General features: G+C 48.5%; 23 protein-coding genes, 1 tRNA gene and 1 pseudogene. 9 read left to right on the plus strand and 16 right to left on the minus strand.

The features are described from left to right. Positions 1 to 20 precede the first annotated feature (20 nt). The gene (locus NE536_RS04935) at positions 21 to 824 is read left to right on the plus strand and encodes an NRDE family protein (RefSeq protein ID WP_012196507.1); all 804 of its coding nucleotides are present in this window, start codon (positions 21 to 23) and stop codon (positions 822 to 824) included. A 73-nt stretch (positions 825 to 897) separates the two neighbouring features. Here NE536_RS04935 and NE536_RS04940 read toward each other — a convergent pair whose 3' ends face one another. Further along, the gene (locus NE536_RS04940) at positions 898 to 1350 is read right to left on the minus strand and encodes a YybH family protein (protein ID WP_006083706.1); all 453 of its coding nucleotides are present in this window, start codon (positions 1348 to 1350) and stop codon (positions 898 to 900) included. 129 nt (positions 1351 to 1479) lie between these two features. Between NE536_RS04940 and NE536_RS04945 the strand changes: the two genes are divergently transcribed. Further along, positions 1480 to 2043 (plus strand): lysophospholipid acyltransferase family protein, encoded by a 564-nt coding sequence (locus NE536_RS04945; RefSeq protein ID WP_261271974.1) that lies wholly within the window; start codon positions 1480 to 1482, stop codon positions 2041 to 2043. Between the two features lie 26 nt (positions 2044 to 2069). Then, positions 2070 to 2693 carry a LysE family translocator gene (locus NE536_RS04950; protein WP_261271975.1) on the plus strand — a complete coding sequence of 208 codons (624 nt, stop codon included), beginning with the start codon at positions 2070 to 2072 and terminating at the stop codon, positions 2691 to 2693. On the opposite strand, the gene NE536_RS04955 is transcribed toward NE536_RS04950, so the two are convergent. After that, complete coding sequence (locus tag NE536_RS04955) at positions 2690 to 3958, minus strand: mechanosensitive ion channel family protein (RefSeq protein ID WP_259582578.1); 1269 nt, start codon at positions 3956 to 3958, stop codon at positions 2690 to 2692. The two genes, NE536_RS04950 and NE536_RS04955, sit on opposite strands and share 4 nt — an antisense overlap. Positions 3959 to 4166: 208 nt before the next feature. Here NE536_RS04955 and NE536_RS04960 point away from each other — a divergent pair, with 208 nt between their 5' ends. Next, the gene (locus NE536_RS04960; protein WP_261271976.1) at positions 4167 to 4754 is read left to right on the plus strand and encodes an outer membrane protein; all 588 of its coding nucleotides are present in this window, start codon (positions 4167 to 4169) and stop codon (positions 4752 to 4754) included. 26 nt (positions 4755 to 4780) lie between these two features. On the opposite strand, the gene NE536_RS04965 is transcribed toward NE536_RS04960, so the two are convergent. Beyond that, complete coding sequence (locus NE536_RS04965) at positions 4781 to 5173, minus strand: DUF1090 domain-containing protein (protein ID WP_261271977.1); 393 nt, start codon at positions 5171 to 5173, stop codon at positions 4781 to 4783. 232 nt (positions 5174 to 5405) lie between these two features. Here NE536_RS04965 and NE536_RS04970 point away from each other — a divergent pair, with 232 nt between their 5' ends. Together NE536_RS04970 and NE536_RS04975 are read left to right on the plus strand one after the other, a co-directional pair. Beyond that, positions 5406 to 6032: a DUF3157 family protein gene (locus NE536_RS04970; protein ID WP_261271978.1), complete on the plus strand. Its 627-nt coding sequence runs from the start codon at positions 5406 to 5408 to the stop codon at positions 6030 to 6032. A gap of 92 nt (positions 6033 to 6124) precedes the next feature. Continuing rightward, on the plus strand, positions 6125 to 7156 hold the full coding sequence (locus NE536_RS04975; protein WP_261271979.1) for a DUF481 domain-containing protein: 1032 nt from the start codon (positions 6125 to 6127) through the stop codon (positions 7154 to 7156). Between the two features lie 3 nt (positions 7157 to 7159). Here NE536_RS04975 and NE536_RS04980 read toward each other — a convergent pair whose 3' ends face one another. Both NE536_RS04980 and NE536_RS04985 read right to left on the minus strand, forming a co-directional pair. Next, positions 7160 to 7591 (minus strand): VOC family protein, encoded by a 432-nt coding sequence (locus NE536_RS04980; protein WP_261271980.1) that lies wholly within the window; start codon positions 7589 to 7591, stop codon positions 7160 to 7162. Between the two features lie 18 nt (positions 7592 to 7609). Then, on the minus strand, positions 7610 to 8248 hold the full coding sequence (locus NE536_RS04985; RefSeq protein WP_261271981.1) for an MliC family protein: 639 nt from the start codon (positions 8246 to 8248) through the stop codon (positions 7610 to 7612). Between the two features lie 402 nt (positions 8249 to 8650). On the opposite strand from NE536_RS04985, the gene NE536_RS04990 reads away from it, so the two are divergent. Together NE536_RS04990 and NE536_RS04995 are read left to right on the plus strand one after the other, a co-directional pair. Further along, the gene (locus tag NE536_RS04990) at positions 8651 to 9286 is read left to right on the plus strand and encodes a hypothetical protein (protein WP_259483956.1); all 636 of its coding nucleotides are present in this window, start codon (positions 8651 to 8653) and stop codon (positions 9284 to 9286) included. A gap of 210 nt (positions 9287 to 9496) precedes the next feature. Then, positions 9497 to 10831 carry a M48 family metallopeptidase gene (locus NE536_RS04995; protein ID WP_261271982.1) on the plus strand — a complete coding sequence of 445 codons (1335 nt, stop codon included), beginning with the start codon at positions 9497 to 9499 and terminating at the stop codon, positions 10829 to 10831. A 45-nt stretch (positions 10832 to 10876) separates the two neighbouring features. On the opposite strand, the gene NE536_RS05000 is transcribed toward NE536_RS04995, so the two are convergent. The 5 genes from NE536_RS05000 to fdhD all read right to left on the minus strand — a co-directional run bounded on the left by NE536_RS05000 (position 10877) and on the right by fdhD (position 14564). Next, on the minus strand, positions 10877 to 11101 hold the full coding sequence (locus NE536_RS05000) for a sulfurtransferase TusA family protein (RefSeq protein ID WP_107946198.1): 225 nt from the start codon (positions 11099 to 11101) through the stop codon (positions 10877 to 10879). A 20-nt stretch (positions 11102 to 11121) separates the two neighbouring features. Beyond that, complete coding sequence (locus NE536_RS05005) at positions 11122 to 12159, minus strand: YeeE/YedE family protein (protein WP_107946197.1); 1038 nt, start codon at positions 12157 to 12159, stop codon at positions 11122 to 11124. A 10-nt stretch (positions 12160 to 12169) separates the two neighbouring features. Continuing rightward, positions 12170 to 12403, minus strand: coding sequence for a sulfurtransferase-like selenium metabolism protein YedF (yedF, locus tag NE536_RS05010; protein WP_107946196.1), 234 nt, complete (start codon positions 12401 to 12403; stop codon positions 12170 to 12172). Next, a complete protein-coding gene (gene yedE / locus NE536_RS05015) occupies positions 12403 to 13617 on the minus strand; it encodes a selenium metabolism membrane protein YedE/FdhT (protein WP_107946195.1) in 1215 nt (404 codons plus the stop codon). Before yedE ends, yedF begins: the two co-directional genes overlap by 1 nt. Positions 13618 to 13727: 110 nt before the next feature. Beyond that, positions 13728 to 14564: a formate dehydrogenase accessory sulfurtransferase FdhD gene (gene fdhD / locus NE536_RS05020; RefSeq protein WP_259544549.1), complete on the minus strand. Its 837-nt coding sequence runs from the start codon at positions 14562 to 14564 to the stop codon at positions 13728 to 13730. A 141-nt stretch (positions 14565 to 14705) separates the two neighbouring features. On the opposite strand from fdhD, the gene NE536_RS05025 reads away from it, so the two are divergent. Continuing rightward, positions 14706 to 14800 (plus strand) — tRNA-Sec (locus NE536_RS05025). Positions 14801 to 14869: 69 nt separating this feature from the next. Here NE536_RS05025 and selB read toward each other — a convergent pair. The 6 genes and pseudogenes from selB to fdnG form a co-directional block, all read right to left on the minus strand. Further along, positions 14870 to 16717, minus strand: a pseudogene (selB, locus tag NE536_RS22965) (selenocysteine-specific translation elongation factor); the annotation flags it as partial. Next, positions 16714 to 18135 (minus strand): L-seryl-tRNA(Sec) selenium transferase, encoded by a 1422-nt coding sequence (gene selA / locus NE536_RS05030; RefSeq protein WP_261271983.1) that lies wholly within the window; start codon positions 18133 to 18135, stop codon positions 16714 to 16716. The gene selA and the pseudogene selB, both read right to left, overlap by 4 nt. A gap of 97 nt (positions 18136 to 18232) precedes the next feature. Beyond that, positions 18233 to 19138, minus strand: coding sequence for a formate dehydrogenase accessory protein FdhE (gene fdhE, locus NE536_RS05035; RefSeq protein WP_261271984.1), 906 nt, complete (start codon positions 19136 to 19138; stop codon positions 18233 to 18235). Beyond that, on the minus strand, positions 19138 to 19779 hold the full coding sequence (locus tag NE536_RS05040) for a formate dehydrogenase subunit gamma (RefSeq protein WP_006084873.1): 642 nt from the start codon (positions 19777 to 19779) through the stop codon (positions 19138 to 19140). The genes fdhE and NE536_RS05040 overlap by 1 nt, the downstream gene beginning before the upstream one ends. After that, positions 19776 to 20687 (minus strand): formate dehydrogenase subunit beta, encoded by a 912-nt coding sequence (gene fdxH, locus NE536_RS05045; protein WP_280925568.1) that lies wholly within the window; start codon positions 20685 to 20687, stop codon positions 19776 to 19778. The genes NE536_RS05040 and fdxH overlap by 4 nt, the downstream gene beginning before the upstream one ends. Positions 20688 to 20689: 2 nt before the next feature. Further along, entirely contained in the window at positions 20690 to 23704 is a 3015-nt protein-coding gene (fdnG, locus tag NE536_RS05050) for a formate dehydrogenase-N subunit alpha (RefSeq protein ID WP_261271985.1), read from the minus strand. Positions 23705 to 24148 lie beyond the last annotated feature (444 nt).

The following is a 24148-nucleotide window of genomic DNA, read 5'->3' on the forward strand; positions in this document are numbered from 1 at the left end:
TTGGATTAATTTAGCCTGCTATGTGCATACTCTTTGTCGCCATTAATGCCCATCCTAAGTATCCCTTAATCATCTGTGCCAACCGTGACGAGTTTCACCATAGACCGACCGCGCCAGCGCATTTTTGGCCACCGGAAGAAAACATACTCGCAGGTAAAGATCTGCAGGCGGGCGGCACTTGGTTTGGGGTGAATAAACAGGGACAAGTCGCCGCTGTGACAAATCTGCGCGTACCGCAAAAAAAACCAGAAGCCATGCGTAGCCGTGGCGAACTCATCACTATGACGCTCAACTCTGGGTCGCTCGTGTGCCCGAATTGGCTCATTGAGCACAGTGACAATTATCAGCCATTCAATCTCATCTTCGGCCAAGGTACTGACTTATATTGTTTTAACAGTATCAATAAAGACACAGTCAAACTCGCCGATGGGTTTCATGCCATTAGCAATGGGGCGCTCGATGATATTTGGCCGAAAATGGCGAAGGGACAGCAAGCGCTAGAAGCCGTGATCAATCAGTCCGACAACCTAGAAGTGCAAGCGCTGTTACAGCTGATGAAAGACGACTCCCAACCACAAGATAATGAATTACCTAACACGGGAGTGGGGATCGAGTGGGAACGGCGCTTAGCCGCGATTTATATTCGTCACCCCGACTATGGCACGCGCTCCACCAGCATTCTGCTTGAAGATGCTGAGGGCGGCATGCATTTCACCGAAGTGAGATACGACGGCAAAGGTAGACAGCTCGGACAGCAGGATTTCCATTTAACCCTGCCCGCCGAGCCACCCGCTAAGCCAGACTGTTTATTAACGCAAATCTAAACTGAGCAACTGTGCAGTCTTGTATTGAAACGGCGCACTTTAGTCAGCGCTGTTGTTCAATTAAAGCAGTGGCTTAGTCCGAACTGTGATCCATAGTAATCACCCAGCGATCGTCAATTTTCTCAATCAACAGGGTAAACACGCCCGTTGGAGCATCTTTTATCCGGCGCAAATCCCAGCGCCCAACGACCATAGCAGCGTAATTACTGAGCATTTTGATTTCTTTGATCGTGAACTTCAGCTCACCAAGCGCTTCTTTATTGGGATAATTTTTCTTATAGGCGGCAAGTGTATCCTCCCAACCGAAACGGAACTTACCGTTAGAGACAAAGCGCAATTGCTCGCTCTTCCAGTAGCCTTGCATATAAGCATCGAGATCGCCGCGATTCCAGGCGTCTTCTTGGCCTTTAAGCATCTGCGTAATTTCATCCGTCGGCACCGCACTCACATGGCAAGTCACTAAGAGTAAAAGTGCCGCAAAAACACGCTGCCAGCTAACCTTGTTTAATAGTCCATTTTTCAACATAGTATTGTTCCCCCACAATCAGGTTAAACTGTACTATAGCGAATTCAGCACAGACTATCTTGCTTAAGCCAATTTAAAATCTAAAAAAGCTGATGATATTATTAATTTTTCGACTCTGGGCACCGAACTATGTTTACACCACTTTGCCGTTGGCTACTTAAGCTTTCAGGCTGGCAGATAGAAGGCCAACTGCCCGACAGCGCTAAATACATCATCATAGTCGCGCCGCATACCAGTAACTGGGACTTCATCGTGGGCATCTTAGCCCGTGGTGCTCTGGGCACTCGAATTCACTTTCTCGGTAAACACCAACTCTTTATCCCGCCTTGGGGCTGGTTCTTCCGCGCCATTGGCGGCAGCCCAGTGGATAGACGCAAAAACAATAACTTAGTCGATGCTGCCGTACAGCTGTTTGAGTCGAAAACCGATTATAAGCTAGCGTTGGCGCCCGAAGGCACCCGTAGTCCAGTGACCCGCTGGAAGTGCGGCTTCTACCATATTGCCTGCAAGGCTCACGTACCTATCACTCCCGTTGGCTTAGACTTTAGCCGCCGCACTGTCGTTATCCGTACGCCATTACAGCCTAGTGGTGATATCGCGACCGACATGCACGAGATTTTAAGCTTCTATCGCACCATTAAAGGTCGCCATCCTAAGGTGATCCCTGATTTTGTGGCGAGTGCGAAACATTAATATTTTCCCCATTTAGAGCGTCACACATGCAACCCGAAACTTGGTTACTCTATCTCTTGGCCATTGTATTGATTGGGATCTCACCCGGCCCCATCGCTATGTTGTCTATGTCCCACGGGATCCATTTCGGCAAGATGCGCAGCATAGCCACAGGCCTTGGCAGTGTGAGTGCCGCTTTAGTCTTGATGATGGCGTCAGCGGCGGGATTAGGCGCCATTATCAGCACCTCAGAATACGGTTTTACCTTGCTAAAATGGTGTGGTGCAGCCTATTTAGTGTTTTTAGGCATCAAGCTGTTGTTGACCAAGAACCAAGATCAGCCCCTTGAGATCAGCCAATCAAAAGGAAAAGGCACACCAAGGCAACTTTATCAGCAGGCGTTTCTAGTGGGGATCAGTAATCCCAAGGATTTACTGTTTTTTGCCGCGCTGTTTCCGCAATTTATCAATCTTGCCGCGCCGCAATTACCGCAACTTATGATACTGGCAGCCACTTGGGCAATAGTGGATTTTAGCTTTGTGATGATTTACGCCAGCATGGCCAATGTGCTTGCGCCCAGCCTAAAGGCGAGCAACAAGCTGCATTGGTTTGACAGAACCAGCGGCGGTGTATTTCTTACCTTAGCCGCGATTCTGATCAGTCGAGACTAACCCTCGACCTTCACCGATTTTAAGCTGCGAATATCGTTACCCGTTGGCGCTTGGAAAGCCTGCAGACCAAACTCAGGCAATATCGCAAAAATATGGTCGAAGATATCCGCTTGTATTGCTTCATAAAATGCCCAGCGGGTGTCGTTGGTGAAGATATAAACCTCGATCGGCAATCCCTCAGTGGTCGGCGCTAATTGGCGCACCATTAAGGTCATTTCCTTATGGATTTTATCGTGACGCTGTAGGTATTCCTGCAGGTAAGCGCGGAAGGTGCCGACGTTAGTCAAATGGCGACCGTTTACTTTCATGTCGAGGTCAGACACTCTGGCATTCGACTCACGGATTTCGTTGATCTTCGCGGGGAAATATTCTTTTAAGCAATTGATCTTACTCAGACGCTCGCGCTCTTCCTCGCTCAAAAACTTAATGCTGTTGATATCGATATTGATGGCGCGTTTGATCCTACGACCACCCGACTCAGACATACCCCGCCAGTTGCGAAACGCATCCGACACTAAGGCATAGGCTGGGATCATAGTGATGGTTTTGTCCCAGTTGCGCACTTTGACCGTGGTCAGCGAGACTTCTTCTACCGCACCGTCGGCGCCGTATTTGTCCATCTGGATCCAGTCGCCCTTGCTCACCATACGGTTAGCCGCTAACTGAATGCCCGCCACGAAACCTAAGATAGTGTCGCGGAACACTAACATCACAAAACCCGTCGCCACACCTAAGCCGCTGAGGAAGTACACAGGCGACTGATCGGCCAAGATGGAGATAGATACGATAATACCGACAAAGAATAAAAACAGCTTAGTTAACTGCACAAAGCTTTTAACGGGTAAACGCCGACTCACCAGATTCACATCTGAAATTTCATCGACCGCATCTAAACCCGCATAAATAGCGCGGATCATCAGCACCACCAGCCAAATACTCAGCAGCCGATCGACTAAATTACTTAAGATTTGATGTTCGGTTAAGGCGATGGGCACTAATAGATTGAGCACGATTGCAGGCACTAGCATGGCCAGCTTTTCGAGCACCTTGTAACGCATGAACACATCGTCCCAAGTGACTTTGGAGCGGAGGATCACCATGTTGACCGCACGTATGACTACACGTCGAACAATGAAATAAGCAATGCCCGCGAGCAGTAAGCAGGCAATGATCATGATGCTGGTTGATATGCCGTCCGAGGGTTGGCTATCAATCCCAAAGCCCGCTAGCCATGCCGAAATTTCGAGCCTTATTTCCTGATCCACAATTCCACTCCAACGTAGGCGCTAGCGCAACAAACCCATACAAAGGTAACCGCCGAGTTGACCTCGGTTAATGTCACCCTAGAAAATACTGATATCCAAACACAATAAATTTACAAACACTTATTTTAAAAGAGATTTTAGCATTTTGAATTGACCGAGCACAAAGGAAAATGAACAATCTTCAACCTGTTCCCAAGGAAATCATCCCATGAGTCGTTATTCATCTACGCTAGCCTGTCTTAGCTTTGGACTATTGAGCCTAAGCCAACCACTTCAAGCTGCAGAATATAGCAATTCGAAGCCATTGGTAATCTCAGATAAATCAGAGAAATCAGAGAAAACCGCCAATCCTTCTTATATCGCCCTCATGCTGGATTATGTTCCCGCCGCAGACAATCTCTACGGTATTACATTAGCACCCTATCATTTCGATAATAATTACCAGCAATGGGGCTATTACCTAGGCTATGCCCGCAGCCGAGAAACCGATGTAATAGTGCCAGAACCCGCGCTGTCATATCGCCAAGAAAGCCTCTTTCGCTTAGGGTTAAGCTACAGCCTCACTGCTGACTTAAGCTTTTATGCGGGCGGCAGCGGCTATATCAGCACTGTGTCTTACACGAATAATATTTCACCCAAAATTGTCGATGGCAAACCCACATGGGAAGAAGATAAAACCACCCGTTGGGGCGCAGAAGCAGGGCTAAGATACCGGATTACAGAACATTTCATCCTGAGCGCGGGCTATAACTCCAGCACAGAATCCACAGTTTTGAGCATAGGTTATGCGGGCTAAGCTCCTAGCGACTGGGCTTGAGCGATTTATTGGGTTAGCTCGGCTCGCGCCTTAGCAAGCTCCAATTCCACTTCGGCGACCTTATTGCGTTTCTTGTTGATTTTATCCATAGAACGACCTTCTTCTATGGCTTTGGCCAACTCGTTTTGACGCTCGGTCAGTTTTTCTTCTAAGGCCGCAACTTTGGCGGCGCGCTCGGCATATAAACTGTCATCGTCACAATGGGTTGAAACTTCGTAATAGGCCTTTTCGAGCCCGTCAACTTTATGTTGATTACCTGCTGCTTTGGCTTGGGCAAGTTCGGCACTGATGGCCTCTAATTTCGCCGCGCAGCCGACTTTAGGGGCTTCATCGGCCCATGCCGCTGCGCTCAATACCAAGCCAATAACGACGCCATAAATTCCATGTTTAATCTGCATCTTAATCTCCTCTCGCTAAATTGATTGATAATGTCGCTATCTGACTGTGTCCTGTCACCGCGCTATCAATATAGTGCCACACTCAGTGAACTCAATCTGTATTCGAGTCAGTATCTTCCAGCTAAATCCACTTTATTCGTCAAAACACGACTTAGACAGTGACTAATATGCGGCAAATTGTTTATGTTAGGGCAGAATATTGACTCAGACGGATATCGGAGCCAGAAAATTAATGCAAACTTCATTACGCCTTAGCGCACTTAGCTCATTGTTATTGCTAACATCATCGGTTATGGCCGCCGACGTAGCTCAAATCACCCTAGAAAATGGCGCCCAAGTCAGACTCAAAGACGACTTTACCTGGGAATATGTGGTCACAGAAACCAAAGCTGCGCCCAATGTCTTAGCAGCAACGGCAGTGAGCACCTCAAGCAATGTTGCCAGCGTCCCAAGTGTTGCACTCGCCACTCAAACTGTGGCTGAACCTGTCACCACCTTGACTGCCACCGCAATTGCCCAACCTGAGCTACTAGGCTCAACCGGTAAAGACGGCATCAAAGTCAGCTTTACCGGCGGACAATGGAAAGGCGATAAACTTGGACTCAGTTTCGACCTTGCTAGCACCAGCAATGAGCACGTGACCTTAGTCGAAGTGGAAGCCAGCTTCTTCGCCGATAATGGCACTTTGCTCAAAACCGAAAAACTCGAAGTATGGGAAGCCATTTTCCGCATGCCTGAAACCTATCTGCGTAAGGGCGAGCAGCGCAAAAGCAGCGTGATTTGGGTCGAAGGCATAGATAAAGCTCAATGGCAGAAGCAGTTAATTAACCTCAAAATCACCGAAATTAACTCCCGCTAATCCTTTGAGTAAAAGCAGGAATTGGACGTTGATGTCCAATTCCATCTCTTCCTCTTAACACTATTGCCTTACTCGCTGTGATATAGGCTAGAATGCCAACATATCCGACACCGTTTATGCTGAGCCAGTCGCTAATGCCAAATCGCTACCCTACGTTATCTATAGCCATGCTTCTGGTGGGCTTAAGTGGACAAAGCCTTGCTGATACCGTGTTACTCAGAAATGGCGATAGAATCACTGGCGAAATTAAAAACTTTGACGAAGAACACTTAATCATCAAACCCAATTATTCCCCTAAAATAACCATCGAACGTAGTGCAATTAAAAGCTTTGAAACCACCCAAAATCATTATTGGAGCATTAATCGCACCCTGCATGATGTGAGCATTCAATACTCCGACCTCGATGGGTTTGTGCTGGTAAATAATCGACAAACTCCTATTAGTGATCTGGTGTTTTCTGACCGAAAAAGTGACTCTGAGTGGCGCTATAGTGGCAGTGTTGAAGCCGCAATTGATGTCACCAGTAACACTAAAAATACCCAAAAACTTCATGCCAAAGGCGATATTACCGCCGAAACCTTACAATGGCGCCATAACCTCAAAACTGAGGTTCGCTATGAAACCGAAGAGAAAACCACTAAACGCAATACGCTTGAAGCTCACTACAGCCTTGACTACCTCATCAGCGAGCATTGGTTATTACGTCAAGAAGATTATTTTCAAGAAGATAGACTCGACTTCCCCGTTCGCAATTATTACGCCGCGCTCGGACCGGGTTATCGATTTTGGGGAATAGGACGAGATAAACTGGACTTTGTTGTCACTTACAACCACTTTTGGTTAGATAGTCAAATATTTACCTATCAACTCAATGCTTGGGCAACCACAATTAACTATAAACAGTATTGGTTTGATGGCGTGCTGGAGACCTATGCCGATCTCCAAATCGCTTTCCCTGACACGCCAACCATTGACTATATTTCAGACTCAACAATAGGGCTTAAGTATCTGCTTACACAAGAGATTTACCTCTCGTTTAAGTATGATATTAATGAAACTCAAACACCTTGGCACACTACTCGTGATATCAAGTACAACCTTGGACTAGGTATTAATTTCTAATCCTCACTCCTGATACGCTAACCTGTGCGCCATAGGATGCCCATCATTCAATTGCAGTAAATCCCATAAATTGCCGTAGAGATCTTTAAACACGGCGACTGTGCCGTAGTCTTGTTCTTGCGGCTCGCGCACAAACTCCACGCCATCGGCGACCATACGGCGATAATCACGCCAAAAGTCATCGGTATTCAAGAATAAGAACACCCGCCCACCCGCCTGATTACCAATAAAATCGATCTGCTCTGGCTTAGAAGCCCGCGCTAACAAAATAGACGCGCCCTTAGAACCCGGTGGGGCAACGACGACCCAGCGCTTATCTTGCTCGGCTTGATAAGTGTCCTCGACTAATTCGAATTTTAATTTATTCACATAAAAATCAATCGCCTCGTCGTAATCTCTTACGACTAAGGCGATATGCACTAGAGCTTGTTTCATGGCAACCTTAAATCAATCCTATTTGGTCACCAGTTTACACGTCATTTCTGGCGCTTCGAAGCCCCAAACCACTTTCGCTTCGCCTTGATGTTCCCAAAGACTTTCATTGCGGCCTTGATACTTAGCACCACTGCCGCTGGGTTGTACAAACATCAATGAAGTACTATCACCATGTTCAGCAATTAGAGTCGCGGGTTCGGTTTTAAAATAAGTCACCACGACTTCATTAGCAGGATTGCCGTCACAGGCATAAAACACTGGGCCGGTCATATCGACTAAACGGTATTGCGCCTGCAGTTCGGCAATACGGGTTTGATAGCTAGCTTCAATACACGCGTGTTTATCCTCGCTCTTCCAACACTCATTACGGCCTTTCACCCAACCACGCTGCATCGCTTTTAAAGTCGGTGGCTGTTCATTTTTTGCTTTTTCAAGCGCTTGGCTGTAAACCTCAGCTAACTGATTATCGAGTTGGCTCAGTCCCGCATCCTTACAAACCATAGCTTCGATACTGCCCGCATTGACTTTTGCGCAGTCAAAGGAAGGCGCATCGGCCGCCATGGCGCCTGTACTTAACGAACTCACCATCACAACGGCGGCGCAATACCTAGTGAAGCCCAGTCGATTATTCAACATCTTATTGATTAACTTTACCATCTCAATTCCTTTATATTCTGTGGTTTACTTCAACGCTTGCCATAGCTAACCCTAGATCGGCTTAACCTAGCCTGACTCAAAGAGTCATGCCTTAAATTGCATTCAAAATAGTGTAAAAATCGTGATTAAATTCACCATTATCTCGACCCCACAAGCACTTCATTCTAGTGCTAACAATCAAACTCGGCGAGGAAAATGCAACGGCTTAGCAACCCGTGTCCACCAGCCTGTTCGGACACATTGCCGGACACTCTAGCGCCATCTCGGCAGTGATCGGCGGACACTTAAATAGCCATTAGATTGATAAGTAATATGAAATTTTTATGGCACAGATTCTGCTGTGGCAGGTTAATGCAACTCTGGCATAACCCGCCGATCCACACAGCCATACAAGGAAACACTATGAATACGCGCACTCAACTTATGGGCGGTCTGTTTATTCTCGCTCTGATCCCAACCGCCATTTGGGCGACTCAAACAAAGAGCCAAGCAACGAGCAACAGTGCCGATGAAGGTATATCTGTCTTCAGCCAATCAGTGCTCAGCCAAAGTCAGCCAGATTTTTCATGGATTTATGTTAAACAGGATGGCGAGATGACTATCGGTGCTGGCCACAGTGACGATTGGGAACAGCTGGAGCGCCAAGGTAATCCTTATCATGCCGATTATCTGTGGGTGAAAACCGCAGGAACGCCTTATGTCATCACAGATCCCGCCATAGTGGCGCAAATCAAAACCGCCATCATGCCTATGCAACAACAGGGAGAAAAAATGCAGGCAATAGGTGAACAGATGCAGCAAAAAGGCGATGCGATCAACAGCCAAACTCAGCAACTTTTACTCAATGTTGCGACCGATAAAGAAGATCCTAAGATACAGGCGGAGATCGACAACCTGAGCACATCAATGGACATGCTTGGTCAACAAATGAATGAGCTAAGCAAAGTTCATGAAAGCCTTTCCAATACCGCAGAGAAGCAAATTGTCAGCCTCGCTCAAGCAGCCATTAAAGCGGGCACAGCGATAAAGGCACCTTAACTGCCTTTGGAAAACAGCCAGCGCATTTGCCAACTGGCAAAAAGCCACAAGATCCTGACACAAGCTGCCTACGTCAGTTGCGCTTAATACTGATTTAACCGAATCACAAAACGGTTAATTTTGGCATTACGCGTGATAGTGGTTGAATTTTCGAGCGAAATTGACTATTTTCACGCCGCTTGTCACTTCATCACTAGGAAAAGGATCAACATGGAACAAGTTATTACCGCAACTGCAGGGAACGATAATCCGATTCAAATGACAGAAATTGTCTATTCGAAGGAAAAATCGCTGTTCACTCTGTTAGCGATTATCTCTGGGATCGTTTGGGCTGCATTGATCATAGGCACTTTGGGCATGGCCCTGCTCTATGTGTTGATGTTTTTCATTATTTATCTTTTCAGCCACTCCGCTTTTATCAGCTACCTAAAAGGTACGGCTGTCGAAATCAATGCAGAGCAATTCCCTGAATTACACAAACAATATTTAGCATGCTGCGATCGTTTAGAAATGAAAGAGCCACCACGGGCTTACTTGTTGGCCGCCGATGGCATGCTCAACGCGCTGGCAACCCGCTTCCTCGGCCGTAACTATATCGTGTTGTTTTCATCGATTGTGGATGCGCTTGAGTCCGATAAAGATGCACTTAACTTCTATATCGGCCACGAATTAGGCCATATTCGCCGCAATCATATTGGCAAAGCGCCCTTTTTAGTCTTCGCCACTTGGTTGCCGTTAGTGGGCGCAGCTTATTCTCGCGCCTGTGAATATACCTGCGATCTCCACGGGTTACGTTGCTGCAACAGCTTACGTTCTGCCACCAATGCCGTCGCCGTATTAGCCGCTGGCGTAGAGCAATGGAAACGTATGAATGTGGATCAATATATCCGCCAAGCTCGCGAATCGAGTGGTTTTTGGATGTCACTGCACGAGCTTAACGGCAGCTATCCTTGGCTGACTAAACGTATGGCAAGAGTCGACGCCAAAGCGCAGGGAACGGAATACACGCCGCCATCACGCAGTGCATGGGCATTTGTATTTAGCCTCTTTATGCCACGCATGGGCACTGCTGGCGGTGGACTCATTATTTTTGCTGCGATTATTGGTGTTGCCGCCGCAGTTGCGTTGCCAGCGTACAAGCAATATCAAGAAAAGATGACTGCAGCCACGAGTTATGAAGCCCCGGCCGCAACCGAAGCGACACCAGCAGCTATGACTGTGCCTGACGCAACACTCGCCATTGCCAGTATCGATCAGCAGCACCAAGCACTGACGCCGATCACCGACATCTTAGTTGGCTATTATCAAACCAACCAAGCATGGCCAACTGAATTAGATGCCCTAAAGCTGACGGACGAGCAGATTGCGACATTTAATCTGTACACAGATGGCATAGTCGGCTTTGTCGGAGGCGAAGCCCTCGGTGATTATCAAGGCTACGAAGTCTATCTATCGCCACAAGTTGATGAGCAAAGCAATATCACTTGGGTATGCAGCAGTAGCGACATTCCCGACGAATATCTGCCAATAGATTGCCAAGGCTAAGATCAAAAAGCGCTGCAAATGCAGCGCTTTTTAGTTGAGGACGAGTTAGCCCTTTTGAATCGTCATAGTCCAAGCAGCATCGCCCTTCTGGGCAAAGTGGGTCACCTCATGCCCGGCTTCAGCCGCCCAGCGGGGAATATTCTCAGTTGCTTGGCCACAATCGTAATCCAGTACCACTTTATCGCCAGTCTCAAGACTCGCAATTAAGCGTTGTAACTCAATTAAAGGAAAAGGGCATAGTTTACCCGTTGTGTCGAGATACTGTTCCATATACAGCTCCTTTATAAACGTTAAATCTGCGCAAGACGCATTGGCCTCAGTAGCGCAAAATAGTTAAAGCACCAACTGCCAAATAAAATAGCAGGGATAAATAGCCAGCCTTGCCACGACAAATAAGCCGTGCCAACGAGCGCATTACCAAGCATGCAACCTCCGGCAAGCCCGCTCCCCACACCCATCAACAGGCCACCAATAAACCCAAATAACACCACTTTATGACCTGGGTAGCGCCAGCGCTGCTCAGCACTGCCCCGAGCAGCGATAAAAGCGCCTACAAATAATCCCAAGAGAAAATATCCAGGCCAACTAAAGAACTTAGTGTTACCTGTGGTGACAAGATCCCATAACTGCGCACTCGGGCCACTGATCCCAACACTGCCTACACGACCACTTTCAAGACTTGCAGGCCATGCAAGTAGCGCCAGTAAACCAATCAGCAAAGCACTTACAAAGGGATGCCAGCGCGCTTCAAACAACCAATGAGCTAAACCCGTTTTACGGGGTGCCATCAGTGCAACCGGACGTTTGCGGCGTTTGAGATAACCCAATGCCAACCACAATGTGAGTAATACGAGGACAAGCACGATCACCCAAGGGGAAACGCCCAGAGTTTGATAGAGCGTTTGGTCCTCGAGTTGATGCTGTTTAAAAGGTTTAAGTAGACCTTTCACCTCATCAAGACGCACTAATTTACTGGCAGCAATAAAACCGAGAACGGCCATCACACTAGCAGCTAACCCTTCGGCAGCGCGGTAATAGGCACCAGTGGAGCAGCTTCCCGCTGCTGCCATACCCACACCAAACAATACACCACCGACTAAGGTTGCCAACCAAGGGAAATGCCCTTCTGGCAATTTAACCCAACCCCATTCGTAAAACAGGAACAGCCCTAGACTTTGGATGCTGATGGCAATCAAAATAGCGATCACCATGGTAAAGTCCCGTTGCAGATAGGTATCGCGGATCCCGCCCGCCATACAAAATCTCCCCCTTTGCATCACAAACCCCATGGCTAAGCCAATACCTAAGCCACTGAGAATAGTCAACATAGTCCTATCCTCAACGCTGGATCAAATAACGAATAGTCGGACCATTCTGCTCAATTTCCAGCACTTTATAACCATGATTTTTAGCGTCGAGGGGAATGTTGTTAATAGACTGCGGGCAGTCACTAATCACCTCGAGAATTTCACCGGGCTTTAACTTTGGCATAGCCTCAAGGGTAGCCACTGCGGGATAAGGGCAAGGTTCCCCCACCATATCGAGTTGATAATCTGGAATATATTGAGCCATTACGCCGCCTCCGCTAGCAATTGTTCATCACGCTTCGCCTTACGAGCAAAGAAACGTTTTTCCCACAGCAACATAGCGCCAAAGGAGAGCCCCAGCAGCACATAGGTCAGCAATAATCCGCCTTTATCGCCAAAGCTGGTCAGTAAATTAACTTTGTCCCAGTTGGTCGCTAATGGCTGAGCGATATCATCCCAGTAATACGCCAGTAAGGTTGAACCCAACACGTTACCTAAGCCCACCCACCAGAAATGCACTTGGCCTTCGACTGCACGATACATCCAACCCGTTTCACAACCACCAGCCAGTACAATACCAAAACCAAACAGTAAGCCGCCGATCACCGCATTAGGGCCAGCCCACATGATCTTAGGTGGCACACCCAGTTGCACATAGCTGTAAATACCTATCGCACTGACCGCCATGCCTAAGATAATCGCCTTCGCCATGTGAGTACGACCAGTGATCCACATATCGCGGAACGCTGAGGTAAAGCAGATTTGGGCCCGTTCGATTAATAAACCAAAACCAACACCACAGAGCATAGCAATGCCGAGTTTTGGCGCGTTGAACATAGTCAATAACCCCCAACCGACGATGCCTACAAACACCAACATACCGATACGGAAACGACGTCTAGCTTGGTTTTCGTCCTGCTTGATTGAAGTCGCTTTATTTACCTTTTTCAGTTTTATCGGAATACGGAACATCGGCAGCAAGGTAAATCTTGCACCAAAGTAAGAGCCTGCCGCAGTCGCCAAAGCAAAGAACCAAGCATGTAAAGAGAACTGCGGAATACCCGTGAAGAAGGCGGCAAGGTTACAACCCATAGCTAAACGGGCACCAAAGCCAGCAATAATGCCGCCGATCAGTGCCTGAGCAATACGGATACGGCTCTGTGGCATACGCAGTTTGACGTTATTGGCCCAAAGCGCAGCAGCAATACAACCACCAAACATACCGATAATCATCATGCCGTCGATACGATCTAGAGGAGAGCCCTGCAGACCTATCACTTTGAAATAACCCCAAGTTTCTGGTTCTGCACCTAAAAACTGCAGTAAATGACCACCCCAACGAGTGAATTCCCCAGTAACGGCCCAGAAGGTTCCGGTCAAACCAAAATAGTAAGTAGAAAGGATACCCGCAGCGATAACCGCTGGCATAGGCGCCCAAAAACGGACTAAATATTCTTGTTTAAATTGTTGCCATGTCATGTCATTACCCTAATGAACGAGACTATAAAAAATAAGCGCAATGCGCTTATAACCTGTGTGCCAGAGTGATTGAAGTCGTTCGACAACTTCAATCACAAGTGGCCTCACGCTTAAATGGCTTTAGCTAAGCTGACACACTGCTGCCCCAACAGGCGATAACCGTGGGTGTAAAGCGTTGCCCTGCCATTACGGCAAAAACCGATAAGCGTGATGTTGCTTTTCTCTGCTAATTCCAACGCCAGTGAAGTCACGGCGGACATAGCAAACAGAATTTGGATATTGGCACTGGCGGCCTTTTGCACCATTTCGAAACTGGCACGGCTGGTGAGCAATACGGCGACAGGACGCTGTGCCTGACACATTGAGAATCCGCCGATTAATTTATCCAGTGCAATGTGCCGACCAATGTCTTCAAAGGCGGCGATGATTTGTCCATCTTGATCTAAGCCCATGGCCGCATGCGTTGCACCCGTGAGCTTAAAATGTTGTTGATTATCTTTGACTTGTTCGAGGGCAAACTGCAGGTGATCGATATTAAATCTGGCGTCCGAATCTACGCGGATAACGGGTTTTACCGCCTCTTCCAACTGAGCCACACCGCAAAGACCACAGCCAGTTCGCCCCGCCATATTGCGCCGCTGCTGCTTGAGTTCCATAAAGCATCTTTGGGTAATTTCCACTTGAATAAGCACGCCTTCTGGAGTGAATTCGAGATCCACGCCTTTAATTTCATTCACATGGGAAACAATCCGCTCCGACAAGGTAAAGCCAATGGCAAACTCTTCGAGGTTTTCGGGGCTGGCTAACATCACAGTGTGGGAAATGCCGTTGTAGACCAGCGCCACACGCACCTCGTTGGCGACATAATCGGTCAAATCCGATGCCTGTCCCAGCTCTAACAGGACTACGTTTCTCTCTGTAACCACAGCGTGTGAATGATATTCCATAGCGCCCTCTAAAAACTACAAAACCAAATAAAAACAAATAGTTTGATAACAATTTAAGACTTGTATCACAAACCCATAAACTAAATAAGAATCGCCTTGAATCATCTTTACGCATTTTCTACTATCGAGTTGTCTTCTATTGGAAGAACGTCGTCTCCGGTGAGGCGTCCGGATTTCAAATCCGGGTAGGGCTGCCAGCAGTCCTGGGTAGGTTCGACTCCTATGTTCTTCCGCCAATTCTCATTGGAATAAAACAACTCCCCATCCCGGATCTCCCGACTGTTACTGCGATATTTCCTACGAGTAAAACCACTCCGGTCAAAAAACTCCAACAGCTGAATACTGACCTTGCGGCCAAGGCCTATTAAGTCTTTAAATTCAGCAGTTTCGAGCTTGCCGTGTTCGGCGACGTGAGTACGCACTAAGCTGGCGTAATAGCAAAGTTGTTCACTGAGTAAATACCTGTCTTTCACCACTGCAGTAATAAACCCCTGTTGCACCAGCTGGAAACACAGCAGCCTTAATTTGGCAGGTTCCAGCTCAAGGTATTCGCCCATTTCGGTGACCCACACGGGGGCGGTTTGCTCTGCAAGCCAAGGCGCAAGTGCCTGCCAACAGTGCTGCGCCTCAGCATCGAGCACTATTCTGTGCTCGGCCAATTGCAATAGAGCGCCACGCAATACCATGCGCTCCTCTTGGCACAGCGAATCGAGCACTTTATTGGCTAATTCGGGCGGCAAAGCGCTATGGCTCATGCGTTGCAGGCGATTACGCCCCAGTCCAAGTTGGTCGGGATGTTGTTGATGGAACTCGCTCAGTAAAGTAATAAACTGTTGTTTTTCTTGCTCAAGTAAACGTGTGGCCACGGCAAACTCGCCAAGACGGACTAAACCCGCTTGGGCTAACAGCATTGCCAGCCCTTCGTCGGTTAATTGCCAACGCCACGCGATTTCATCAAGCTCTAGCGCCTGAGTTTGGCCGAGTAAAGCCACCACATGGGCAGGATTATCCAAGCGCGCTAATTGCTGTAATCTCTCGACTCGCTCAGGCGTGCGCTTCTTACGATTAGGGACTTTAAGCGCCAACACTCGCCCTGCACCTAAAGTCTGTTTACCGCCAATGTGGCGCAGGACGATACGGTCGTCTTGACATAAAAGTAGCGGCTTTTCGAGTACCAACTCCGCTAGATAAAAACCTTCAGCATTAGCTTCATTTAACAGCGAAACTCGCCCTAAAGTATGATCAGCGCCATGGTGACAGTGGACATTTTGCCAATGCACCAAGGGCTCAATACCTAATAAATCGAAGACTCGAATATGCACCACAGGGCGGCTACAGAGCTCAGCTTGAGGCAAGCTGCTCAACCAATCGCCGCGCTCGGGCGACCTATGGTTATCAACTCCGGTTAAATTGAGTGCTACACGTGTCCCCGTGATGGCCCTTTGGGCTTCTTGTCCCTGACAATGGATGCCTCGTACTCTCAACTTGGCCTTTTGCCCTGAGCTAAAAAGACTATCACCCACGCACACATTGCCGCTGATCACTGTGCCCGTAACCACACAACCTGCGCCCTTCACACTAAAGGCGCGATCGAGCGTCATCCTAAAACTGCTGGCATCCTCAGCCCGCTTAGACTCCTGCTCAGCTAAATCAAGAATATGCGCCTTCAGCGCGGCCACACCATTGGATGCTAAGTCGGCAGTTTCACTTGCCGACACCTGAAAAACACCACTGGCCTCAATGCCATACTCGGCCAGCAAAGTTAAGCCATCGGCGACAAGCTGCTCAGCCATATCACTATCAACCAGATCCCGCTTAGTCAGCACTAAGGTCAAACTGTGAAGCGGTAAGAGCGCTAGGATTTGCAGATGTTCGCGGGTTTGAGGCATAACGCCATCATCACAGGCCAGCACGAGTAAGGCATGGCGAGCATGACTCACGCCCACCAGCATGTTGTTGATAAATTTTTCATGCCCAGGCACATCAATAAAAGCAAGCCGCGAACCATCTCGAAGTGGCATAAACGCATAGCCAAGATCGATCGTCATACCACGGCGTTTTTCCTCCGGCAGACGATCGGTATTCATCCCTGTTAAAGCGCGAATAAGCGTACTCTTGCCATGATCGACATGACCCGCAGTTACAATGATCACAACTGCATACCTAAGGTGCTCAGCTCGGCGAGTAACTCGGCTTCGCTATCAAGACCGCGTAAATCCAATCTGAGTTGATCGTTACTCATGCGACCTATGATAGGGCGTGCCGCCTGCTTAAATTGTTGTTCTAACAAACTTAAACTACCGCCATCGAGTGCGGTAAAACACAGCGCCACTGAGGGTAAAAAAGTATCGGGCTGCGAGCCACTGCCGACCTGTGTTTGGCACTCAACTAATTCAATGCGATAACAAGGTTCAAAGTGAGCTGCCAAAGCATGCTGTAAGCGACGACCAATCTGCCATAACGTCTCTTGGCTACGGGCAAATTTCGCCATAATGGGCAGCTCAGTGTCTAAGGTTTCAGGGTTAAGATAGTGGATTAATGTTGCCTCTAACGCCGCCAAAATCAGCTTATCGCAACGTAGGGCACGCTTGAGTGGATGACTCTGTAACTGCTTAATCAGCGACTGTTTACCGACAATTAAACCCGACTGAGGTCCACCCAATAGTTTGTCGCCAGAAAAACTCACTAAATCGACACCATCGGCCAGCATGGCTTGAGGCGTAGGTTCTTGTTTTAGCCCAAAGCGGCGCAGGTCCGTCAGTGAGCCACTACCAAGATCCGAAATGAGTGATATGCCACGCTCACGGCATAACTGACCCAGCCTTGCCTCCTCCACTGCGGCAGTAAAGCCACTGATATGATAATTACTGGTGTGGACCTTCATTATCGCAGCGGTATTTTCAGTAATCGCCTGCTCATAATCCTTAAGATGTGTCCGATTGGTGCTGCCGACCTCGACTAAGGTGCAGCCCGCCTGACGCATAATGTCAGGGATACGAAATGCGCCGCCAATTTCCACCAGCTCACCACGGGAGACAATCACCTCTTTCCCCGCAGCCACAGCTGACAGCATCAACAAAACCGCAGCAGCATTGTTATTCACGACACAACAAGCCTCGGCACCCGTTAAGCGCTGGATTAAAGCACTGATTGCATTATCCCTGTGACCACGTTCACCTGCCGCAAGCTCAAACTCCAGCGGTGTGGGGTAGCGCATAACAGAAGTCACGGCTCGAATCGCCGCTTCTGACTGCTGCGCTCGGCCAAGGTTGGTATGCAGTATGGTGCCAGTAAGATTCCACACAGGTATTAAGCTGTGGCTGTAATCTTTAGACAGTTGATCAACCAAACATCCGTGCAATTGCGCAAGCTCGCCACACCATGTCGGCAACCGGCGCTCACTGCCGATTAAGCTACGCGCCGCCTTTAACTGGCTATCCAGCGCCGCCTTTACTGCCACTTTGCCGTAAGACTGCTGCAATACAACAAAGCTAGGCTCCGCCAGTAAGCTGTCCATTGAGGGCAAAGCGCGGTACAAGGCTTGTGGCGTTTCGGGTGCTTGGGTCATCATCTGTGTCATCTTGTTTAAGTTATTGCCATCTGTTGGATAAAAAGCAGGAAGGGATCAGCAACCCGACTCCCTCCTGCATTGACTTAAGCTATTTGGCTTACGTGATTTCGTGGGCCATTAGCAGTGGGTTCAATGTTGTCGCCCCGAAGCCTTTGACATTTAGTTCACTGTCTAACATCAAGGTTGCGAGATCGTCAGCCACCACATCCATAGAAGGTGACATTTCAACAAACATCATCTTGGTGTAGCCATGACATTCATCGCAGCTTTCGATCCGCACTTGAGCCTGAGCATCATCTAGCGACCAAATCGTCATCTCTTTGTCCTGACCGCAACTGGTGCAATGGGCGCGAATGTAATGCCACTCGCTTTCACACAAACTGCAATGCAGATAGCGCAAACCAGCGCGGGGCTGATCGACAATCACGCTCGCCACGGGATGACATCCACATACGGGGCACATACTCTGTTGCGCCACCTTACGTTGATCCATCCGCTTGATGACCATAGGTGCCCAATGCGACCAATAAACGCCCATCGCCGCCCAGATGAATAAACTAAAATGGGCTGGCACTTCACTGACATGTCCTTGGCGCAGTGAACGCCCCCACGAACTCAGCTGCTCGGGAGATTGCTGCATCAGCAAACGCACTACCCGAGCAATGGATTCATCCACTTGCGGCAACAAATCACTTAACAGTTGCTGTAGCAGTCCTTGCCAATAGCTATCTGCCTCTGAGCCCAACAGAGAAAGCGGAGTCGCCTCATCTTTCCCCCAAGCGAGAAGCTGACCGAAGTCAGCCTCCTCCGCCAATTTGGCCTGTATAGAGACCAGACGGCGGCACAGCTCAAAGTAGTCAGCCAGCGGCGAGTCCTTGGCCAATGACAGCAAACGATGCGCCCTTCTGTGATACACAACGTGGGGATCTGCCGCTTTTAACGGTTTAAGTTCCAGCGGCGATTCGCTGCCGGGGACCAGAGGTATCTCGGCTGTATGACTCATTATTTTTTCTCCACGTCCGAATGTTCATCCAACATCACAGGGTGATGCTTACGGCACCAAGCCTTAGAGACTTTGCCGTAAAGCATGCCCGTTACCGACCCTTCCACCCACGTCGCCATCCAGAAATGCACCATCACAAAAATCAACATGATGAGCGCACAAATGGCGTGCAACAAAATGGCCCAACCCACTACTGTGGCGGAGAAATAGGGCGCAAAATAAGGCTGCCACATGATGATACCCGTCACGGTTAAAGTGACAGACGTCAGCACGAAGGCGCGAAACAATACCTTTTGCCCTGGGTTGTAATGGCCGATAGGCGGGATTTTCTCCTCGTTCTCGAACATCACATCCTTAATGGCGAGCATCCAAGCGAGGTCGTGCTTTTCCCATTTGTTGTGTTTGTAGTAACGCACCAACATCAACATCAAAGGTAAGCACATCATCAAGCCCGCAATGGGATGAATAAACTTCGCCAATTGCGGTGTGCCCGCTATCGCCCCAAGCCATTGAAACGACGGATAGAAGAAGGAAAAACCAGTGAGAAATGTCACTAGGCCAACCGCCACAATGAACCAATGACAGATGCGATCGAACAGCTTGTGACGCACTATCATTTCTTGCTTATCATGCTTGCTCATTTGTCGGCCCCCTCTTCCTGCTTAGCCTCTTCCTCTGGCGGTTGATAACCCGGTTGGTCTTCTTCGACTATGTTGCGACCGACGGTGATCTTATGCAGACAAGCGACGGCGGCAGTGGCAAGAATGCCCATAGTGCCTAAAGGTTTGACCCAGTCCTGCCACAGAGTGAGTGACAGTGGGATCTGCGGGTTATCAGGCATGTTGTAGCTTTCTGGCTGATTGATATCGTGTAATATCATCATCATACCCGTACCACCTACGCCCTCAGGGTTATAAAGTCCTGCCTTAGCAAAGCCCCTTTCCTTCAGTTCTTCGACCCGTTTTTGCGAGTAAAACAACATGTCCTCACGGGTGCCAAAACGCAGCGCCCCTGTGGTACAGGACTTAACACAGGAAGGTTCCAATCCCACGGCTAAACGGTCAGAGCACATAGTGCACTTGTAGGCCTTGTTATCCTTGGGATCGATTTTGGGCACATCGAAGGGACAAGCACTGGCGCAATAACCGCAGCCGATACACTTGTCCGAATCGAAGTCCACCACACCATTGGCGTGCTGGATAATCGCGCCCGAGGTCGAACAGGCAGTTAAGCAGGCAGGGTCGGCACAGTGCATACAGGCCGAGTGGGTAAATTGCCAACGCAGCTTGTTGCTTTCCATCACCTCATGGAATTCCATCAGGGTCCAACATTGGCCCGATAGCGACATAGGGTTTTGGTAACTACCTTGGAACGTGCCCACTTCTTCCCGTAAATCATTCCACTCAGAACACGCCACTTGGCAGGCTTTACAACCATTACACTTAGTGGTGTCGAACAGCTTGGCGACCTTTTCTGACGAATTACGCCCCTTTGCCGCAGGCGTCACCGCTGAAGTACCGGAGCGGCGGATAATGTCTTGTGATGCCATAATCAGAGCCCCTTCGCTTTAGTGATGTTAACCAAAAATGCTTTGAACTCAGGCACCTGTGTATTTGCATCCCCCACTTCCGTGGTGAGCACGTTACAGGAGTAACTCTTACGAGTGAGCGCATTATGGCTGCCATGACGGGGTAACCCGACGGTATGAACTAACTGACCATTCACCTTTAACGGCTGCAGACGTTTAGTCACTAAGGCTTTGGTTTCAATGCTGCCACGTTTAGAGCTGACAGTGACCCAATCCCCATTGGCGATACCTTTTTCTGCCGCCAACATTTCATCGATTTCGACGAAGGTTTCCGGCATAGAAATCGCTGCCAAACGGGCATGAGTAGACCAAAAATTAAAGTGTTCAGTTACACAATAAGTGGTTGCCACATAAGGGAAGTCTTTATGGGAACCTAAGGTTTCCTTCACGCCCGGTAGCATACGTACCGCAGGGTTACTGGTGACCTTGTGTAGCGGGTTCACCCCAATAGGCGACTCCATAGGCTCGTAGTGCTCAGGGAACGGACCTTCGGCCAACAACTTAAGGGCAAAGAAGCGACCCACACCTTCAGGTTGCATGATGAAGGGACCTGCGGATTCCTGTGGTGTTAACTTCATATTGAAGTCGCCCACATCGATACCATGCCACTTACCATCAACCCACTCGACGATAGTACGTTTGGGATCCCATGGTTTGCCGTTGATATCGCAAGAAGCGCGGTTATACAGCACACGACGGTTGGCTGGCCACGCGAATGCCCAGCCCGGAGTGACACCTTTACCCGAAGGATCATGGTTGTCGCGGCGAGCCATCAAGTTGCCCTCTTCGGTCCAAGAACCCGCATAAATCCAGCAGGCGCTAGCAGTACTACCATCAGCTTTGAGTTCAGAGAAGCTACTGAGCTGACGCTGAGTCACGAGATCCTTACCGTTAAGCTCGCGAGCAACTTCTTCGGCATGCGGCGAGTAAGGATTGTGGTAATCCCAACTTATCGCTTGCACTGGCTCAGGCAATTTACCGCCCTCTTGTTTGTACAGTTCACGCATGGCCATTAAGACACCGGAGAGGATCTCAGCATCTGGCTTGGCTTCACCCGGCGGGTTAGCACCCTTCCAATGCCACTGCATCCAACGTCCAGAGTTGACGATGGAACCTTCTTCTTCGGCAAAACACGTCGTCGGTAAGCGGAACACTTCCGTCATGATTTCAGCGGGATTCACCTCGTTGAAGCCATCGGCATTTTGCCAGAAGGTTGCGGTTTCCGTTGCCAAGGCATCCAGCACCACCATGTACTTAAGATTACTCAGAGCTTTGAGTACCTTATTGCGGTTCGGCATAGAGTTAATGGCGTTAACCCCTTGGATAATGTAGCCATTCACTTCACCGTGGAAAGCCATGTCTAAGTGCTTAGTAAAGTCGTACTGTTTATCCCACTTAGGCACCCAGTCATAACCAAAGTCATTTTCAACCGTGGCGTTATCGCCCCAAAAGCTCTTCATTTGCGAAATAAAGAATTTAGGGTAATTCTGCCAATAGTTGGTTTGACCTGGACGCAAGGCGACAGGCGTGTAACGATCGAGATAGGTCTTAAGATCAGTGTCTTTTTCACTCGGTAACTTCAAGTAACCAGGCAAGCTTTGGCACAATAAACCCATATCGGTCGCGCCTTGCACGTTAGAGTGACCACGCAGTGCGTTAACGCCACCGCCCAACACCCCAATGTTACCCAGCAGCAACTGCACCATAGCCATAGAGCGAATGTTCTGCGCCCCTTTAGTATGGTGAGTCCAACCTAAGGCATACATAAAAGTGGCGGCTCTATCGTGGGTATGAGTGCTGCCAATTTGCTGGCAAACCATCTCATAGTCCGGAATCGGCGTACCGGTAATATTGCTTACTGTTTCAAAGTCATAGCGATCTACATGTTGCTTCATTAAGTTCCACACGCAGCGTGGATGCTCGAAGCTAGGATCGACTTTCGCGTAACCCTGTTCGTCTAACTCGTAGTACCAAGACTCTTTATCGTAGCTATCTGTTTCTTCATCGAAACCACTGAACAGACCTTCACTAAAAGAGAAGTCTTCGCGCACTATGTAACTGGCATTGGTATAAGCCTTCACATAGTCGTAGTTCACTTGTTTGGTTTCAATAAGATAGCGGATCACCCCGAGCAGGAAGGCGATATCTGTGCCCGAACGGATCGGCGCATAATAATCGGCCACAGCGGCGCTACGGGTGAAGCGAGGATCGACCACCAAAAGTTTAGCGTTGTTATGATGCATCGCTTCTGTAACCCAGCCGAATCCGACAGGGTGAGCCTCTGCAGCATTACCGCCCATGATAATGATCAAATTAGAATTTTTAATATCGATCCAGTGGTTGGTCATGGCACCACGTCCAAATGTCGGAGCAAGACTTGCTACCGTTGGAGAGTGTCAGTTACGCGCAATAGTATCGATTGCAACTAGGCCCAGTGCCCGTGCAAATTTCTGGGTGATATAGCCGCCTTCGTTCGGCATCGCCGACGAGGTCATCATCCCAGTGCTAAGCCAACGGTTAACCGTCGTCCCGGCAGAATTCTTTTCAATTAAGTTAGCATCACGATCATCTTTCATCAGGCGGGCGATGCGTTGGTAAGCTTCGCTCCAGCTGATACGTGTCCATTCATTGCTGCCTGGTGCACGGTACTCTGGATATTTAAGACGATTGGGACTATTTACATAATCCACTAAACCAGCGCCTTTAGGACACAAGGCCCCACGGTTAACTGGATGGTCTGCATCCCCTTCGATATGGAAAATACTCTGTTCGGCGTTCTTGCCATTACTTCCTTTGCTGTACATCAGCAATCCGCAACCCACTGAGCAATAGCAGCAGTTATTGCGGGTTTCTTTCGCGCTAATGAGTTTGAATTCCCGAACGGCCGCATAGGCCTTTTCGGACATCAATCCCAACGCAGAAATTGCTGAGGTGGCAGCTCCGGCAGCACACAGTCTAAAAAACTGGCGTCTGTTCATTGCGTCCTCTCACACTCTTGTCGTTATGAGTCTAGTGGTTGCTGTGGTGAAAATTGCAACCGATCGAGTGGGCCCACTTAAAGACCACACTTAATTTAAGATTATCCTTAAAGAGGAAATAGATAACAAATAATGACATGAGATCGAGATCGCAAATAACCAATCACAAAACTTAAATCCAAATAAATAAATAATATTGAAATTAAAAACTTTAAATAATGTAAAAAACACTTAATTAAAGAGTTAAAACCCAATAATACCAAAAGGACAATTTGTCTAACAATGCAGGCCCATATTGTCCCACAACCTAGCCATATGGTTATTAAAAATAGTTTTATATATTAAAATGTGTATAACGATGACGGATAAAAACACAAAAGTGACGGTTTATTGAGGGGTAAGTAGCCACTGAATTTGACAATGTAAAGATCAGCGCAAAAAGTG

Origin of the sequence: Shewanella septentrionalis (genome assembly GCF_025370265.1) — a bacterium.
Lineage (GTDB): Bacteria > Pseudomonadota > Gammaproteobacteria > Enterobacterales > Shewanellaceae > Shewanella > Shewanella hafniensis.

Coding starts and splice junctions, on each gene's coding strand:
- NE536_RS04935 (WP_012196507.1), top strand. CDS start 21: ATGTGCATACTCTTTGTCGCCATTAATGCCCATCCTAAGTATCCCTTA.
- NE536_RS04940 (WP_006083706.1), bottom strand. CDS start 1,350: ATGTTGAAAAATGGACTATTAAACAAGGTTAGCTGGCAGCGTGTTTTT.
- NE536_RS04945 (WP_261271974.1), top strand. CDS start 1,480: ATGTTTACACCACTTTGCCGTTGGCTACTTAAGCTTTCAGGCTGGCAG.
- NE536_RS04950 (WP_261271975.1), top strand. CDS start 2,070: ATGCAACCCGAAACTTGGTTACTCTATCTCTTGGCCATTGTATTGATT.
- NE536_RS04960 (WP_261271976.1), top strand. CDS start 4,167: ATGAGTCGTTATTCATCTACGCTAGCCTGTCTTAGCTTTGGACTATTG.
- NE536_RS04965 (WP_261271977.1), bottom strand. CDS start 5,173: ATGCAGATTAAACATGGAATTTATGGCGTCGTTATTGGCTTGGTATTG.
- NE536_RS04970 (WP_261271978.1), top strand. CDS start 5,406: ATGCAAACTTCATTACGCCTTAGCGCACTTAGCTCATTGTTATTGCTA.
- NE536_RS04975 (WP_261271979.1), top strand. CDS start 6,125: ATGCCAACATATCCGACACCGTTTATGCTGAGCCAGTCGCTAATGCCA.
- NE536_RS04980 (WP_261271980.1), bottom strand. CDS start 7,591: ATGAAACAAGCTCTAGTGCATATCGCCTTAGTCGTAAGAGATTACGAC.
- NE536_RS04985 (WP_261271981.1), bottom strand. CDS start 8,248: ATGGTAAAGTTAATCAATAAGATGTTGAATAATCGACTGGGCTTCACT.
- NE536_RS04990 (WP_259483956.1), top strand. CDS start 8,651: ATGAATACGCGCACTCAACTTATGGGCGGTCTGTTTATTCTCGCTCTG.
- NE536_RS04995 (WP_261271982.1), top strand. CDS start 9,497: ATGGAACAAGTTATTACCGCAACTGCAGGGAACGATAATCCGATTCAA.
- NE536_RS05000 (WP_107946198.1), bottom strand. CDS start 11,101: ATGGAACAGTATCTCGACACAACGGGTAAACTATGCCCTTTTCCTTTA.
- NE536_RS05005 (WP_107946197.1), bottom strand. CDS start 12,159: ATGTTGACTATTCTCAGTGGCTTAGGTATTGGCTTAGCCATGGGGTTT.
- yedF (WP_107946196.1), bottom strand. CDS start 12,403: ATGGCTCAATATATTCCAGATTATCAACTCGATATGGTGGGGGAACCT.
- yedE (WP_107946195.1), bottom strand. CDS start 13,617: ATGACATGGCAACAATTTAAACAAGAATATTTAGTCCGTTTTTGGGCG.
- fdhD (WP_259544549.1), bottom strand. CDS start 14,564: ATGGAATATCATTCACACGCTGTGGTTACAGAGAGAAACGTAGTCCTG.
- selA (WP_261271983.1), bottom strand. CDS start 18,135: ATGATGACCCAAGCACCCGAAACGCCACAAGCCTTGTACCGCGCTTTG.
- fdhE (WP_261271984.1), bottom strand. CDS start 19,138: ATGAGTCATACAGCCGAGATACCTCTGGTCCCCGGCAGCGAATCGCCG.
- NE536_RS05040 (WP_006084873.1), bottom strand. CDS start 19,779: ATGAGCAAGCATGATAAGCAAGAAATGATAGTGCGTCACAAGCTGTTC.
- fdxH (WP_280925568.1), bottom strand. CDS start 20,687: ATGGCATCACAAGACATTATCCGCCGCTCCGGTACTTCAGCGGTGACG.